The sequence below is a fragment of the Zooshikella harenae genome, from assembly GCF_018837975.1.
Classification (GTDB): domain Bacteria; phylum Pseudomonadota; class Gammaproteobacteria; order Pseudomonadales; family Zooshikellaceae; genus Zooshikella; species Zooshikella harenae.
The window spans coordinates 1-17,018 of record NZ_JAGSOY010000010.1; the positions used below are offsets into that span (position 1 = coordinate 1).

11 protein-coding genes and 1 pseudogene are annotated in these 17,018 nt (G+C 39.5%); 9 read left to right on the forward strand and 3 right to left on the reverse strand.

The genetic code is table 11. The features are described from left to right. Window positions 1-326: pseudogene (locus KCG35_RS06475) on the reverse strand (amino acid ABC transporter substrate-binding protein); the annotation flags it as partial. A 423-nt stretch (window positions 327-749) separates the two neighbouring features. On the opposite strand from KCG35_RS06475, the gene KCG35_RS06480 reads away from it, so the two are divergent. The 6 genes from KCG35_RS06480 (at window position 750) to aceB (ending at window position 10,834) form a co-directional block, all read left to right on the forward strand. Beyond that, complete coding sequence (locus KCG35_RS06480; protein WP_215818865.1) at window positions 750-1,460, forward strand: GDSL-type esterase/lipase family protein; 711 nt, start codon at window positions 750-752, stop codon at window positions 1,458-1,460. 149 nt (window positions 1,461-1,609) lie between these two features. Beyond that, complete coding sequence (locus KCG35_RS06485) at window positions 1,610-2,632, forward strand: acyltransferase family protein (protein WP_215818866.1); 1,023 nt, start codon at window positions 1,610-1,612, stop codon at window positions 2,630-2,632. 458 nt (window positions 2,633-3,090) lie between these two features. Further along, complete coding sequence (locus KCG35_RS06490) at window positions 3,091-3,546, forward strand: hypothetical protein (protein ID WP_215818867.1); 456 nt, start codon at window positions 3,091-3,093, stop codon at window positions 3,544-3,546. Between the two features lie 247 nt (window positions 3,547-3,793). Next, entirely contained in the window at window positions 3,794-4,651 is an 858-nt protein-coding gene (locus tag KCG35_RS06495) for a golvesin C-terminal-like domain-containing protein (RefSeq protein WP_215818868.1), read from the forward strand. Between the two features lie 12 nt (window positions 4,652-4,663). Beyond that, complete coding sequence (locus tag KCG35_RS06500; protein WP_215818869.1) at window positions 4,664-8,896, forward strand: 3-keto-alpha-glucoside-1,2-lyase-like domain-containing protein; 4,233 nt, start codon at window positions 4,664-4,666, stop codon at window positions 8,894-8,896. Window positions 8,897-9,229: 333 nt separating this feature from the next. Then, window positions 9,230-10,834, forward strand: a complete 1,605-nt coding sequence (aceB, locus tag KCG35_RS06505) for a malate synthase A (protein WP_215818870.1) — start codon at window positions 9,230-9,232, stop codon at window positions 10,832-10,834. An 89-nt stretch (window positions 10,835-10,923) separates the two neighbouring features. Here aceB and KCG35_RS06510 read toward each other — a convergent pair whose 3' ends face one another. Beyond that, window positions 10,924-11,880, reverse strand: coding sequence for a LysR family transcriptional regulator (locus KCG35_RS06510; RefSeq protein ID WP_215818871.1), 957 nt, complete (start codon window positions 11,878-11,880; stop codon window positions 10,924-10,926). 115 nt (window positions 11,881-11,995) lie between these two features. Between KCG35_RS06510 and aceA the strand changes: the two genes are divergently transcribed. The 3 genes from aceA to KCG35_RS06525 all read left to right on the forward strand — a co-directional run bounded on the left by aceA (window position 11,996) and on the right by KCG35_RS06525 (window position 16,151). Beyond that, entirely contained in the window at window positions 11,996-13,303 is a 1,308-nt protein-coding gene (gene aceA, locus KCG35_RS06515; protein ID WP_215818872.1) for an isocitrate lyase, read from the forward strand. A 474-nt stretch (window positions 13,304-13,777) separates the two neighbouring features. Beyond that, window positions 13,778-15,235, forward strand: coding sequence for a S8 family peptidase (locus KCG35_RS06520; RefSeq protein ID WP_215818873.1), 1,458 nt, complete (start codon window positions 13,778-13,780; stop codon window positions 15,233-15,235). A gap of 247 nt (window positions 15,236-15,482) precedes the next feature. Continuing rightward, a complete protein-coding gene (locus KCG35_RS06525) occupies window positions 15,483-16,151 on the forward strand; it encodes an outer membrane beta-barrel protein (protein WP_215818874.1) in 669 nt (222 codons plus the stop codon). Window positions 16,152-16,239: 88 nt separating this feature from the next. Here the strand turns inward: KCG35_RS06525 and KCG35_RS06530 are convergent, their stop codons facing one another. Then, complete coding sequence (locus tag KCG35_RS06530; protein WP_215818875.1) at window positions 16,240-16,740, reverse strand: GNAT family N-acetyltransferase; 501 nt, start codon at window positions 16,738-16,740, stop codon at window positions 16,240-16,242. Window positions 16,741-17,018 lie beyond the last annotated feature (278 nt).

Sequence of the window (17,018 nt, forward strand, 5' to 3'; positions counted from 1 at the left end):
GGACCTGCCCACTTGAAGAGGGGGTCTCTTTCTTTAGTACGTGTGGTTGAGAATAAGACATGGTTAGGTTCTTCAAGGGTAGCTCGGTAGCCTCTAGCCCAAGGATATACCTTTATTTGACTTCGTTTTATTGGTGAGCCTGTTTTGTTTGATGCTGCAACAAGTAAGTCTACAGCGATACCTTTCAATAAACCTGATGTTTCAAAGTTATAAGGTGGGTATGACTCAGTAATAAACGTTAGTTTATTCAGCTCATTACCATAAGACAATGAGCTTAAGGATAGAGAGAATACTAAAGAAGTAATGGCACTTTTAAAATGGAACATAACGTTATTCTCCGAGGCTGTATTTGTATATACCTTAGATGATTTGTTAGCAAAAACATCAAAATGGCAGGAGTTGCTACCCGTTCCCTCTTATATTCCCTGTTACTGAAGATTCTTTATGAGTAGTGTAGTTTAATTTAAGCTTTTGCTAGAGCAATATAATGATAAAAAGTCAAATTGAATATAAAATCCAGTCGACGAATATATATAAACTTGAGTGCCAATTAATTAAACTGTTAAGTGCGTCTTCTTCAAGGACTTACAAAAACAGTAAGTTATACCCTCAGCAAAGGATATATACCTACGCGTAGAAATTAAAGAGAGCATGTCATTAGGGTAAACGTTGTTGCTTGAGGGCCGGTTAGGTGGTTAGTCACGCACAAATCTTTAGAGAACGTTTTTTATACAGTGTTGAGTGTTGAAATGATAAAAAAAATTATTCTGGTGCTGGCTTTGCTGTTTGTTGGGTTTGGATACGGTATTACTACAATGAAGTATCATTTTTTCCCCTATGTCCTATTAAAAAAGGTACAGCAATGGATTGATGTTGATAACAATGTTTCATCCAATGACAGTCAACATATATACCATAAACGCAGAGTGTCTTTTTTTAAGCACCATGGAGGATCGGCAAGATATATTATGTTGGGTGATTCCATTACAGATGATGCTGAGTGGCAAGAACTTTTTCCAGGTTACTCCATCGTAAACAGAGGAATTGCGGGTGATACTACAGCGGATACCCTGAGCCGACTTTCTTTACTTTCTAATGATGCTGAAGTTGTTTTTATTCTACTGGGTACTAACGATATTATGCAGGGTATAAAGCCGGATAGTATATTGAAAAATTATCATCGTATAATTGATGAACTATTAAATAAGGGGGTTACGCCTATTATCCAATCTACCCTGCTTTTGGGCTCGCAGTTTAAGCATTTGAATGGCCAAGTAGAGATGTTAAATCATTCCTTACAGAAAATTGCGAAGGGAAAAAACATCAAATATATTGACCTTAATAAGGTGTTAGCTACAGGCGGTGTTCTTCAGAATCAATATTCGATAGATGGTATCCATCTAAATGGCGAAGGGTATGCTTTATGGAAAAAACAAATCGCTGAATTTATGCAACTGTAACGTTTTACTTGAAATTTACCCATGACAAGTCATTTTAGGGGGGCGTTTTTTTAATGGATATTTTTGTAGGAACAACAGAGGCAACCCTCCTGCTACAAATGACTGAATAGTAGGTATAATAAATTATTTGTAAATATTGAGGTATTCTCTTGTCTAGCCGTCTTGAAGAACTTGATGTATTTAGAGGATTAGCGGCATTTTTTGTTGTGCTGTTTCATTTGACGACCCGATTTGATGAACTTTATGGGCATTCATTAGCCTTTAGTTTCGAAATTGGCAAATACGGCGTGCAATGGTTTTTTTTGATTAGTGGGTTTGTAATTTTCTTAACATTAAATAGGACTAAAAGTGCCTTAGGATTTATTACTGCACGCTTTTCTCGATTATTTCCAGTCTATTGGCTGGCTGTTATAGTGACCACGACCGTTGTTAATTTAATAGGTTTACCAGGAAAGGATTTCTCGCTGACAACAGCAAGCTTAAATCTAACAATGGTGCCAGCTTTTTTCGAGACGCCTGCCGTTGATGGTGTTTATTGGACACTAGAGTATGAGTTGATATTTTACTGTTTAATGCTTGTTGTGTGGCAAATGAAAGGTTTGCAAAAAATTGAGTTTATCTGTATGGGTTGGTTGATTCTTCAACTAAGTTGGTTGTTGAGTGAATATTATACAGGTTATTTTCCTTGGAAAATAAGACTGATCTTTATGTTGGATTATGCTCATTTGTTTATGGCTGGCATCTTATTTTATCGACTTAAAGCAAGCGCTGAGGGCGATCGTTATAATCTAGTGCGGCATTGCTTAGTTATTCTTTGCTTAGGAATGCAATGCTGGATTGATAATGATCTAGTGTCTTGTGGCGTTGTGCTAGGTTTATTTTTATCATTTTATTTATTTGTTTATAATAAATTAAGCGTAATTTGCTTAAAACCTTTAATGTATTTGGGAACTATTTCTTATTCGCTTTATTTATTTCACCATAATATTGGTTTTACTTTATTGCATAAACTTTACATTCTTGGTATACCTTCTTATGTAGCTGTACCTCTGGTGATGTTGTTTTGTATATTTATTGCGTCATTGGCAACACGTTATGTTGAAAAGCCGGCTTTACGGTTTCTCAGAAGTCAGTTTACCCTACGTAATCATACTACGGCTAAGGCAGTTTAACCCTTTTTCTTAGGCCGTTGTACATTGAAGCTTACCGTTTATTGTATTAGAGTTACACGTCAACCAAGCCTATACTGAAAGTATTGTATAAATTTAAACCAAGGAAGGTTTAACGAAAAATAGGTGTCTAATATAAATATCTACTGAGAAGACACTTATATTCCTAAATGATAATTTTTAGTGGTGTATGTATAATATCCTTCACTGTGGGTATAAATACTTGCAATTATTCCAGGGGCATCAATGGGTTCAGGAATAAAAGATGCTTGGCATGGAGGCTAGGAACTGTCTATATTAAGAGCATTTCACTATACATGCTGTTACGCGAGGGTGGGCGTTATGTATTGTGCGTACAATAATGATTTATGAAGGATATATTATTAAAAAGTAACACAAAACCATTTCCTTTTCATGTTATGCCCTTAGTAAGGGGTATAGAGTATCACTAGGATACCACAATGCATTGGTTAAAAGACTGGCTTAGTTCAAAAGAACAACCTGAGCATGAACGTAATGAACAACAGCATTATAAGGATTTACGAGAACAAAATAATAAAACACTGGTAAATTATTTGTATCATAAGGTAATCATTCCTCAATTATATGATTTTAAAAATAAGCTAGTATTTCGTGCAGAAATAAAAGTGGTTGACATTCGTTGTTATCAACATTGTTGTGAGTTACATATTATCCAGAAACAGGACGAAACAAGACACTTTGTACTTTCTTTTACGACTGATATGGTAGATAACCTAGTTGTTGTAAATGCTATGGAGAATGAATTACCCCTACCTGACTGGAATAACAGGCAACTTTTCATGATGTCTATCCAGTCGAGTGATATTAAGGTATTGCTAACTCAGTTTGCTGATAGTTTAAATTACGAAGATGAGTTTCAAAAAAATGATGGTTAAGCATTAAATATTTCTGACACCTTCTGGTGTTTTATTTTTAATAAAACTGCAATAATTGTCGTATTATTTTACATTTGTAGTGGGAGTGAGATTAATCAGTTTAAATGTGGGTTTTTTAGCCCTTGATGATTCATAACTTAATTACTCAATTTAGATAAAAGGCATTATGTTTGCTTATTCTCCTGTAAGAAAAACTACGTCAAAAAAATAGAGACGTAAGTTATCATTCTTCAGGACTGAAATAATAATGCCACTAGCGTTAAAAAAAGCCCTTACGTATCGTAAAATAGTGATTAACAATCAGTTTTATTCCGTGTATACGGATTTATGTAGTATTGTGAAAATAGGTTTGCTGGTTTTCATCACTTGCTTTACACAAGCACTCATAGCATCAACAAGTTGGCAAAAGATTGTGGATGCTTCACTAGAAACGTCTACAGTATTTGAAACGGCATCACTACCCTTAGCTTATCAACAAACAAGCCTCATCAGCTTGGCGAAAAGAGTCAATTACACATTTTTAATCAATATACCTCAAACAGGACGATATGCTGTTTTTGGTTGGTGGCCACACGCTGATCAGCTCACGCAAGCGGCAACATATCGTATCGTCGATGACCTTCAGGGAGTCACGCTTGTTACTCGTTCCCAACAGCATTTAGCTGGTCAATGGGTCGAGCTTGGAGAGTATTACTGGCGTGCAGGAAAGCATTCTATTGTATTAAGTAATAGTGAGCACAGTGTACTAGCTATAGACGCTGTGCGGGTGGTTTTACTACCTGATAAAAAAACCAGACTTGCATGGCGAACGGATAAATTGCCCCTGGCAAAGACTAATACCCCCTATCAATTTCAATTTATTGTTGATGATTCGTATGGCGAAGTCAGTTATCAACTGTTGTCTCCCCTTCCTCAAGGATTATCTCTGAGCTTTTCCGGTGTATTGTCAGGTACACCTGTGCAATCTGGTCATTGGTCCATCACCATTAGGGTTTTAGATAGTGTGGGTCAACAGTTGGAAAAAACTTGGTCGCTGTATGTTTTTTCCAATACGAATGCTTTTCTCTTACCTTCCACCCTTTTTTCATACCAAGACAAACACTAAATGGCCATGTTGATGATGGACGTAATGATTTTGGCGGCAAAAAAGTTGGTTAAAGGACTAGTTTGTTGTGTAGTCATATTATGCAGTGTTGAAACTGTATTGAGTGATGAGACACCTCCTGATTTATCTGCCCTGTTGGCGGAAATATCAGTTATGCCTGAAGGCAGTTGGCTTCAGGTGAGTCTTAACCGCTTTGATGAGGTATGGGTTCCAGCTGATTTAAGACCACTCTTTGGCCTGTCAAACCCTCAGCCTGATCGTATTATTGCAGCCTGGAGTTCATTTGCCTGGGATAGTCGACGTGGTGATTTAGTACTCTATGGTGGGGGCCATGCTAATTACAGTGGCAACGAAGTATATCGTTGGCGAGGCACAACACAAAAGTGGGAAAGAGCTTCGTTACCCAGTGAAATTATCCAAGATGACTTTGGTAACTGGCGAGCCATTGATGATGTTGATGCGGCACCGAGTTCAGCACATACCTATGATAATACGCTTTACTTGCCCTTTCATGATCGCGTGCTGACGTTTGGTGGGGCGGCTTACAACAATGGTGGAATGTTCATTCGTCAGGTTGATGGTGCAACAACACGCCCTACTGGCCCTTATCTCTGGGATCCAAAAAAAGCTGATAAGGACAAAGTGGGTGGCACGACAGGTTCTCATGTACAGCGCACAGGTCCTCATCCAGAAATTGTGGGTGGGAACATGTGGCAAAACCGTGATATTCATACTCACCTCATGGGCTTGGCACCTCTTCCCAAAAGCCATGTGGAAGGTACTACCGCATTGCGTAGTGGTGAAGGAAAAGATGTGGTGTTGGTGAATGCACGGCCTGGTGGGACTCATGAATATCTGTATCAGTATTCGATTAATGATATTAACGACCCCGCTAAAGATTCCTGGGAGCTTGTAGGTACATATTGGAATGGGGTGAATAATCAGGGGGCTGGTTTATTTGATCCTGTATTAAATCTTTATGTACGAAGTGGTCGGAAGGTTATCGGTTTTTGGAATTTATCCACGCCAGGCTCTGAAAATAAAGATCAGCTATTTTATCCTCAGTCCACAGGCGATGAGTTCAAAGTTACCCGAGATATGGGGATGGATTATGATGCAAATCGCCATCAGTATTTACTGTGGAGTGGTTTTAATGAGGTTTGGGCTATTATTCCACCGACCACAGTCAGTACCGAGGGGTGGCGTGCAATTAAGCAACCCCTATGGATTGGTGATGCGCCTCATTTAGGGCCTGGCACAGGCATTTTAGGGCGTTGGAAATACATTAAACAATTGGATGTTTTTATTGGCTTACAGGACATCAATGGAGGCCAGGTTTGGGTCTATAAGCCCATAGGTTGGGAGTCACCAACACTTACCGAGCGAACATTAGCACCACAGATAGCCCCTGTTGCGGGCACTTATACAAGCCCTCAGACGGTAACACTGACTGCGACTGAATCAGGTTCAATCTTGCTTTATACCATGGATGGTCGTGACCCAGCACAGTATGGTATTCCGTGTGAAGGACCTATTTCATTAACCTCATCAACAACAGTAAAAGCAGTCGCCATCGTTGCTGATAAGCGACCAAGTCGTGTCATGACTGCTGAATACCACTTCAATGTACCACCTGATATCTCATCACTGACGGTTTCATCGAGGCGTATTACGGATGAATCATTTGCTCAGTTAACTGTTATTGCCAGTGACCCTGATAATCAGCCACAGCCTCTTCAATACCAGTGGGATATTATTGTTGGTGAGGGCACTATCGAGCAGGTGTCTACAACCGAGATTCGTTATTACCCTGCTGATACGGATACGACAGCACTACATTTACTTCAGGTTTCTGTGACAGATGGTGAGCAGTCTGCCGTTGAGACGGTTTATCTTACGGTGGCTGATGCGGAAGGTCCTCCATTGTTACTCTATACCGCGTTCACTGAAGGTGATGATGGTCTACCACCACCTGAATGGTTGGTAGTGGATGAGGGTAATATTCAGGCACCGTCATCCTGGGTCAAAATGGGTCAGCAGTTGATTCAACAAAGTAACATTTATGCCAAGCCCATTATTGCCAGTGATTTAGCTAAGTTAGGCACGGTACTGTACTACCCTAACAGCATGTCCTGGCAAGACTATCAGTTAACAACAACGTTTTACTCAGAAGATGATGATGCCATTGGTGTCGTTTTTCGTGTGCAGGATGCAACCCACTATTACCGATTTACCTGGAATAAAGCGTTAGGCTATCGTCGATTAGAACGTCGTGATGGTGAAGTATTTTTTGTTCTTGCGGAAGATACAATGCCCTATGAGAAAAATCAGTTATATCAACTGATGATAAAAGCTCAGGGTGATAGTATCGAGGTGTTTATAGACCAAAATTTGGTGTTTAACATTAACGATAGTGTTTTTTCTCAGGGAGGCTTTGGTTTTTATAGCTGGGCAAATGAAGGCTATCACATTCACTCGTTAGAAGTGTTGGACATCAAGAGCAGTGAAGAACCTGGTGCAGCACCTGCTATTGATAGTTTAACGGCTACACCAACATCTGTTTTTGCTTCTGAACCTGCATTATTACAGGTTGTGGCAAGTGACAGTGATACCCCCGAAACACGTTTGATTTATACGTGGCAAGTGCTGTCTGGTAATGGCGTTTTGTCTACCGCAAATCAGCAAACTACTTATTACACGCCTAATGTTGTTGTTGATACAGAAATCCATACCTTGCAGGTGACTGTCAGTGATGGCTATCAATCGACTACAGCAACATTAAATATTACCGTATTACCTATTAGTACAACGGTTGATCTTGATGAGTCATTTAGTTCAGGGGTAAGTCAAGACTGGTTTATAGCCACAACAGGTACTCTACAAGGGCCTGCAGATTGGGCTGTGATCGATGGCGTATTACGCCAGTCCAGTAATGTGTATGCTCTGCCCTCCTCTGCTACCGCAACTGTTAAGCCTGGTACGATATTATTTTACCAGTCTGGTTATAGCTGGCAGGACTATTTATTAAGCCTCAAAGTCAAGTCTGAAGATGATGATGTCATGGGGGTGTTATTTCGTGTTCAAGATGAACAGCACTATTACCGGTTTAGTTGGTCAAAAGTGTTTGCTTTTCGGCGGCTTGAAAAAATAGTGGATAATGAGGTCACGGTGTTAGCAGAAGATCATGTGCCCTTTAATCTTGGTCAGTGGTACTCACTCAAGATTAATTTACAGGGTAATACCATTGAAGTTTCTATTGATGATAATTTAATACTTTCCGCCAGTGATGATACATACGCTCAGGGTTCAATTGGTTTATATACTTGGGCTAATCAAGGCACATGGTTTGATGATATTAAAATACAGCGCAAAACCTTAATTGATAGGCCTCCAGTAATATCATCAATACAAAATTTACCAGCCTATTTATTATCTGGTAGTACTTTACCGTTATCGATAGTGGCGAGTGATCCAGAAAAAAAACCACTCTCTTGGCGTTGGTTTGTCACTGGACCTGCTACCATGATGGGTGAGTTTACATCAAACCCTATATTATCAACTCAAACTGTTACTGAACCGACAACGTTGACCATAACTGCCATTGTTTCTGATGGTAAATGGTGGAGTAAAGATATACAGCAGATAACGTTAATGCCTTTGAAAGAGCCTACTTTATTAGTACCGGCTAACTATGAGACGCAACATTTAATCAGTAATTGGTGGTCTGTGAGTGAAGGTACCACATTAGCGCCCGCAAAATGGCAATCCAGTGCAGGTATTTTATACGACAACTCAAATATTTATGGTTTACCCATTGATTTTACGGATTTACGTAAAGCCGGTAGCGTTATTTATTATCCTGCGGGAAAACTCTGGGATAACTATGAAATACATCTGCAACTGAGGTCTGGGGATGATGATGCTCTGGGTGTTGTATTTCGAATGCAAGACCCGCAGCACTACTATCGTTTTGAATGGAATAAAGCTGGAAATTATCGGCGGCTGGTTCGTCGAATGGGTGAGGCGTATACACTGCTTGCGGAGACTAATGAACCTTATATTCAAGGACACTGGTATAATGTCATTATTAACGTTAATGGCAACCAAATAGAGATTTTCTTGGATGATCAGCTAGTGTTTCAAGAAGTGGACTCGACTTTCAGCAAAGGAACCATTGGCTTTTATACCTGGGCTAATTATGGTAGCCAGTTTAAGGATGTGACTGTTTATCCTATTCTTGAGTAGTGCTTTTATATTATTGACATTTTTTATACAACTTACAGCGAGTATATTCGTTATTTATCTTATTTATAATCATTATTCTAAAAATAATGATTCATGTGAATTGACATTCTTACTAGAGAGCAACAGTATTGTACGAACGACAGCACTTTGATTATTCTCCTATTTATATTATAGCCGGTTATAGCCTGAAATACGGTTGGAGCGTGGTGAAAAATAATTATTTATAAGGTGATCGTCGTTAAATAAGACGCTAAGTTTTTAATAAAATAAATAAGCAGTCAGTTGTCTTACAGAATAAATGTAAAAGTAATTAGACAAATAATGAGGTTTAAAATGACTGAGCCAGCCCAAATTGGAGACATGACATTTCTGGGTAAACTATCTCCTGCCTATCAGGAAATATTGACCCCTGAGGCAGTCGCCTTCCTTACTGAGTTGGTCAGGGAGTTTCAGCCTCGATTAGAGCAGCTGCTCGCTGAACGGGTAAAGCGTCAAACTGCGTTTGATGAAGGACAGTTACCAGGTTTTTTACCAGAAACCAAAGAAATACGAGAGAGTGACTGGAAGGTATCCCCAATTCCTCAGGATTTGCAGGATCGTCGTATTGAGATAACGGGTCCTGTTGATCGAAAAATGATAATTAATGCGTTAAATGCCAATGTGAAAGTCTTTATGGCAGACTTTGAGGACTCTCAATCTCCGACATGGGAAGGTGTCATTGAAGGACAAATAAATTTGCGTGATGCGAATTTGCGGACAATCGAATACACTCATCCAACATTGGGTAAAAAATATACCCTAAAAGATGATCCGGCTTTATTGATTGCCAGAGTAAGAGGCTTACATTTATTAGAAAAACATGTGCAACATCAGCAGCAAAGTATTCCTGCCAGCCTCTTTGATTTTGCGCTGTATTTTTTCCATAACTGGCAAGTAAGAAAACAGCAAGGAACAGGCGTATACTACTACATCCCCAAGTTGCAAAGTCATCATGAAGCAGCATGGTGGTCAGACGTATTTAAGTATACAGAAAGCCGTTTCCAGCTTCCAGAAGGTACCATTCGAGTCACAGCCTTGATTGAAACTTTACCTGCCGTATTTGAAATGAATGAAATTTTATTTGCGTTACGAGAACACATTGTTGGTCTCAATTGTGGACGTTGGGATTATATTTTCAGTTATATTAAAACGTTGCGTAACCATGCTGATCGGGTTTTACCTGATCGACAAAAAGTGACTATGGACCAACCTTTTTTAAGCGCTTATTCTCGGTTGCTCATTAAAACGTGTCATCGTCGTGGTGCGCTCGCTATGGGTGGAATGGCTGCGTTGATCCCAGCTAAAAATGAGATGGCGAATGCCCGGGTATTACAGAAAGTGCGAGAGGATAAAGATCTTGAAGCGCGTAATGGGCATGATGGTACGTGGATTGCCCACCCAGGTTTAGCCGATACAGCACTGGATGTATTTAACCAGTTTATACCAGAAGATAAACCAAACCAGCTACATGTGCTGCGAGATGATGACCCTGAAATAACTGAAGGTGATTTGCTCGTTCCTTGTCCTGGTGAGTGTTCTGAAAGAGGTATGCGTAATAATATCCGTGTAGCAATCCAATATATTGAAGCCTGGATTAATGGCAACGGGTGTGTGCCAATTTATGGTTTAATGGAGGATGCTGCCACAGCAGAAATTGCGAGAACTTCAATTTGGCAATGGATTCGTCATGGTCGAAAATTGGATTCTGGTAAGACGGTGACCGTGGCCCTGTTTCGGGAGATGCTTCAGGAAGAGTCTTTAGTTGTACGACAAGAGGTGGGTGAAGTCCATTGGGAAACTGGAAAATTCGAACTGGCAATGAAGATTCTTGATGAAATAACGACCTCAGAATCGTTGGTTGATTTTCTGACATTACCTGCTTATAACCACTTAAATTAAGATGCAAAACAGGGGTTCGCTTAAGCGAGCCCCTGTTTGTAATTGTGCTTTCGTTTTAAGTGGTGTTAGTGGATTTATCTTCTTACGTATTATGGACTGGGAACTAATTCTAACTCAGTTTTAGCCACCTCTCCTACCAGTCGCCTTAACCACTGGTGCCCAGGATTATGTTGTAATAATGGACTCCAAGCCATTTTTAACTCAAAGTCTGCAATAGCAAATGGAGGCTTGTGAATGACAAGGTGTGGGTTGTTTTGAGCAAGCAGTGCAGCACGTGTTGGTAATGTAGCAATAAGGTCTGGTTGTTGTGCAAGCAGCATCGCTACTTGATAATGCCGCGTAAAAACACTAATACGACGCTTTTTCTCTAATTTGGCTAATGCTTCATCAACCCACCCCAAGCGTTGTACATCTTGCGGTGTCATACCAACGCCCACGCCCATACCGGTTTTACTTACCCAAATATGTTGGGCTTGCAAGTAAGTGTCCAGATTAAAGTCATCTAAAATAGGATTATTTGCGCTGATTAAACATGAAAAGCTATCTTGCCAGACGGTTGTTTGATGAAAAGACTGAGGCATTTCATCAAAGCGGTTTATGGCCATATCGACACGGCCTTGCTCTACATCTAAAAAACTAACGTCACTTGGCGTTAAAATATCTAAAGTGACATGAGGGGCGAGTTGTCTTAATTGTGTTAATAAAGGAGGAATCAGGGTTGACTCAGCATAGTCACTGGCCATGATTCTGAATACGCGGTCGCTGCTATAGGCATCAAAATCTTTTTGGGGTTGTAGCGCTTTTTCTATGTTAGACAATACATCTCTAACCATAGGTTGTAATGATAGTGCTCTCTCTGTTGCAGTCATTCCCTCACTGGTTCTGACTAAGAGTGGATCATCAAAAAGCTCTCGTAAACGGCGTAAGCCATTACTCATTGCGGGTTGTGTTATCCCCAAGTGGCTGGCGGCTTTGGTGACATTTTTTTCACGTAATAAAACATCTAAATAAACCAATAAATTAAGATCAACCCGTGAAATATTCATTTTGTTGATACCGAGAATAAAAACTATAAATTTCCTAAATCATGGCATAATTTCTAGACTTTGTCGTGCCTTGTTCATAATTCATAATAAATACAGCTAACCACAGGAGCCAACGATGGCTATTTATAACCGCAATGAAGAAATCGCTCGTATTGAAAAGGATTGGGCAGAAAATCCTCGCTGGAAGCATGTCAAACGTACTTATACGGCAAGTGATGTTATTCGTTTACGTGGCTCAATTCATGTTGCCAATACACTGGCAGAACAAGGTGCCACCAAACTTTGGTCATTGATTAATGGTGGTGTGGATAAAGGATATGTTAACTGCTTGGGCGCGTTAACGGGAGGCCAAGCTGTACAACAGGTTAAGGCTGGTATTAAAGCTATTTATTTATCAGGATGGCAAGTTGCTGCGGATAACAATAGCTCTATGAGCATGTACCCTGATCAATCGTTATATCCAGTTAACTCTGTACCTGCAGTGGTTAAGCGGATTAATAATTCATTTCGCCGAGCAGATCAAATTCAATGGCAGCGAAGCGTCAAACCTTCTGATGAGCACTATATTGATTACTTTGCGCCGATAGTGGCTGATGCAGAAGCGGGTTTTGGTGGTGTATTGAATGCCTATGAACTAATGATTGCAATGATCGAAGCTGGAGCAGCAGGTGTACACTTTGAAGATCAACTTGCATCAGTGAAAAAATGTGGTCATATGGGCGGCAAAGTACTCGTACCGACCCAAGAGGCTGTTCAAAAATTAATTTCTGCTCGTTTAGCGGCAGACGTAATGGGTACTAGCACGATTGTGTTGGCACGAACAGATGCCAATGCGGCTGATTTAATAACCTCGAATATTGATGAATACGATGCGCCCTTTATTACGGGTGAACGTACGACCGAAGGATTTTATCAAACACGTGCAGGAATTGAACAGGCAATCGCCCGTGGTTTAGCCTATGCGCCTTATGCTGATTTATTATGGTGTGAAACGGCAAAACCTGATTTAGATGAAGCAAGAAAGTTTGCTGAAGCTATTCGTCATAAATATCCAGACCAACTTCTTGCATACAACTGCTCTCCTAGTTTTAACTGGAAGAAAAATCTTGATGATGCCACTATTGCCAAGTTTCAGCGTGAATTGAGTGCGATGGGCTATAAATTTCAATTCATCACCTTAGCGGGTATTCATGCTATGTGGAATAGTATGTTTGATTTAGCCTATGACTATGCTCGTAATGACATGTCTGCGTACGTTAAGTTACAGGAAAAAGAGTTTAAAGATGCAGAGCGTGGTTATACATTTGTGGCACACCAACAAGAAGTAGGGACAGGCTATTTTGATGATGTGACTAATGTGATTCAAGGAGGTTCATCTTCTGTTACTGCATTAAAAGGCTCGACAGAAGAAGATCAGTTTTAATTGCTCAGGATTAAAAATGTAGTAGCGATTGTAGTAATTACTTTATCTGCAATGTATGATATTTATTAAGCATAGTTCGTGTTACCATTATTCATATATTTTAAGGATCACACCCGTGGTCCTTTTTTTATTTGTCAGATGTTTTGGGGAATAAATATAATGAATATTTTTCATTATTAAAGTTAATTACTACTTTATTAAACGCACACTTGTTTTGGGGTATACACGGCGAATAAAGACTGTTAACGTTGCACGCCGGACTTAAAAGTCTAGTATTTTATGAGTTAATATTGCTCTAAGACAAGTTTCATTTTTTTTAGTCATCTAAGATTAACCCACATTAATGTTTTTAGGTTAAAAATGCACTTATCCAAAGTACAAAGAGTGTGTTCTAAATCATCTATTTTTTATAGTTTATAATATCGGCAGACGGATCCTGTCGTATAAGTAGACTTCCAAACTGGAGGGATTTTAATGAACGTTAAGCAATATATGGTCTCAGCCGTAGTAGTGTCTGCCCTCACCTTTACCCAAGGTACATTGCTTTATGCTGGCAATACAACAGAAGCGACTCCTCCTCCTGCTAATAGCATATCCACTGTTGAGTCCGCACAAACAACTAACCGGTTAATCATGCGTTTTAACAAAGCGCACATATCACTTCCTGTAAAAGAGGTTTTAGCACAACTTAGCAATAGAATTTCAATACAGATGACTTATGTTCGTACCATGGGAACAGGGGATATTGTTTTTAAACTGCCCTCTTTTCAAAATACACAACAGATTCAACAGTTAGTTGATCAACTGCAACAGCAGCCAGAAGTTGAATATGTAGAACCTGACTGGATGATGCAACCTAAAGTACCTATGTCAATCACACCGACTGACCCACTTTTTAATCAACAATGGAGTTTATTATCTGATCAGTATTTTGGTAGTATCAATGTGCAACAAGCATGGCAACAGAATCAAGGACAAGGCGTAGTCGTTGCTGTTTTAGACAGTGGCTATCTTCCTCATCAAGATTTAAAAGAAAATCTATTATCAGGATATGACATGGTCAGTGATCCTGTTATGGCTAATGATGGTGATGGTCGTGACAATAATCCACTTGATCCGGGGGATGCGCATTTAGCGGGTGAGTGTAGTCAATTTGGTACTCAGCCCATAGCGCAAGACACTTTAAGTAGTTGGCATGGAACACAAATTGCTGGAGTCATTGCTGCCGCTGCGAATAATATTGGGATCAGTGGTATTGCGCATCAAGCAAAAATTCTACCTGTTCGAACTGTTGGTAAATGTGGAGGGTATACTTCAGATTTAGTCGATGGCATTCGGTGGGCTGCGGGACTTACTGTCGCTAATGTGCCTTTGAATGAGCACCCTGCTCAAATTATCACCATCTCCAGTAGCGAGCCTGGGAAATGTAAAGCCTCACTTCAGCAGGCAATTGATAAAGCCAATCAGAAAGGCATTACCATCATTGTTGCTGCAGGTAATAATGGTGATCAAGCTAATCACTATAGTCCAGGAAACTGCCAAAATGTCATTGCAGTGACTGCCAGTGATTTTGATGGCAAGCTCACAGACTACAGTAACCGTGGTGAAGGGGTAACTGTTGCCGCGCCTGGTGGTGTCAAAGAACCCTTACATGCGGGTATTTTATCTACCTCAAATACAGGGTATCGAAACGCCGCTAGTGATAGTTACCAATATGCGGCTGGAACTGGACTTGCGGCAGCTCATGTTGCGGGGGTTGCGGCTATTCTTTATAGCTTACAACCTACTATTACCCCAATAGAAATTAAGCAATTAATTACCAGTACTGCCCAAAAACAACCAAAGTGTAGTGAGTGTGGACATGGTGTTATTGATGCAGGTGCAGCCGTCAATAAAGCTATGAAATATAAATACCGTTTTTTTTCTTATTGATATATTTTGATACAGTTATTGATGGCTTTTAAATCTTTAATGCAATCTTTAAAATAATGTAAGTTTTTTTATTAATATATCGAATAACTTTGCTGCGCCTTTGTTTATAGTTAAAACAAAGGTGCACTATATTTGTGGTTAATACGTATTCAACCGTTTGTCTGTTCTCAATGAGAATGTACTGCAGATCATAAAAAACCTGTTCTGTAGTACTAATTTGAGTTGTAATAAAATAAAAGGTTGAATCATGAAAAAAACTGCTTTGGTTATCGCGATTTCTTCAGTCGTTTCCACACCGCTTTTTGCACAAGATAGTATTAATCCATTCGCAGATGAAAAAACGGGTTTTTATCTAGGGTTAGGTGTTGGTGCGGCTAGTTATGATGATGTTTACTCAGTTGAAGAGGAAGCTGCTGAAAGCATAGGTTTTTCTGGAACTAAAACTAAACGTGATGGTGTAGCAAAGGTATTTGGTGGCTATCGCATTAATAAGTTCTTTGCACTTGAAGCGAATTATACTAAGTTTGCTGATACTGATTTTGAAGCTAGTGGTGTTGGCTTTAATCGCTATATAACTAGGGATATTGAGAATGAAATTAGTGGCTATGGGGTAAAAGCAGTTGGTATTTATCCAGTTACTAAAGATATTGAACTAAATGCTAGTGCTGGACTGATGAAATGGAAGATTGAAGAAGAACGTAGTAGTTCTGTTAGCGGCGTTAATGTTTATAAGTCAAGTGAAACTGTAAAAGGCACTAGTAAAGTCTTTGGTTTGGGTGCAAGTTATAACCTGACTAATAATGTGGCTTTCGGTCTCGATTGGGAACGTATTAACGATTTAGGTGATAAGGATAAGTTACGTTTTGGCGAAACTGATGTAGATACCTTTACACTGTCTGCTAAGTATACTTTCTAAACTGCTTCAATTTTATATATGCTTTGCTGCCAAAGGATGGTGGCAGTAATTGTTCTGCAATACCTACTCTTTTTACCACTTGTGCCATCTATAAAAAAAGCACCATATGCTGTGCGTTATAAGATCTTTGTCCCAGGCGGAGTGCATCTTGCTCAAAAGCAAACGTTTCAAAGCCATATTTTTGATAGAGTTTAATGGCTGAGATGTTTTCGGAAATAACAACAAGCTGCAACTGGGTTAAATCTTTAAACTGTTTTGCCTCATCTATGATTTTTTCAAGTAGGTGCTTACCGAGACCATTTTTTTGAAAGGATTTATCAACATAAAATCCCCAAATCATACCTTTATGCGACCGTTTTAAACGGTCTTGCCGGCTAACACCTGCAGTACCTACTAGCTGGTTTTTATTAAATACGCCAACAACAAAAGATTGATTACTTTGAGTAATTTTATCTGCAAAATAGTTAAGGGGTTGAGTTTGTTCAAAGTCAAAGCTTTGAGCAAATGATTCAGGACATGACAGCAAAGCATTAAGTCGAATTTTTTTATACTGCTCAGCATCACTACTATTCAAGACCCTAATATCCATATTACTTTTCCATTTCAAGCATTTATCTTTGACTGTGATAAATTACAACATTTGTTGTGTTTACAAAAGGTTGCATGGGCGAATAAAGGCTGGCTATTGTCACCGAACCGTTTGCCGCAAGGATGCGGCAGCCAAGCGTCCATGGATGGATTCACAGCGTGTTCGATGACAATTGGCCAGGCTGTTATACCCTTTCCTATAAAAGCCCTTCATTTTAGGTTAAAGTTTTTCAGTATGGGTATATAGCATAAAAAAAGCCGAAGTCTAAGACTTCGGCT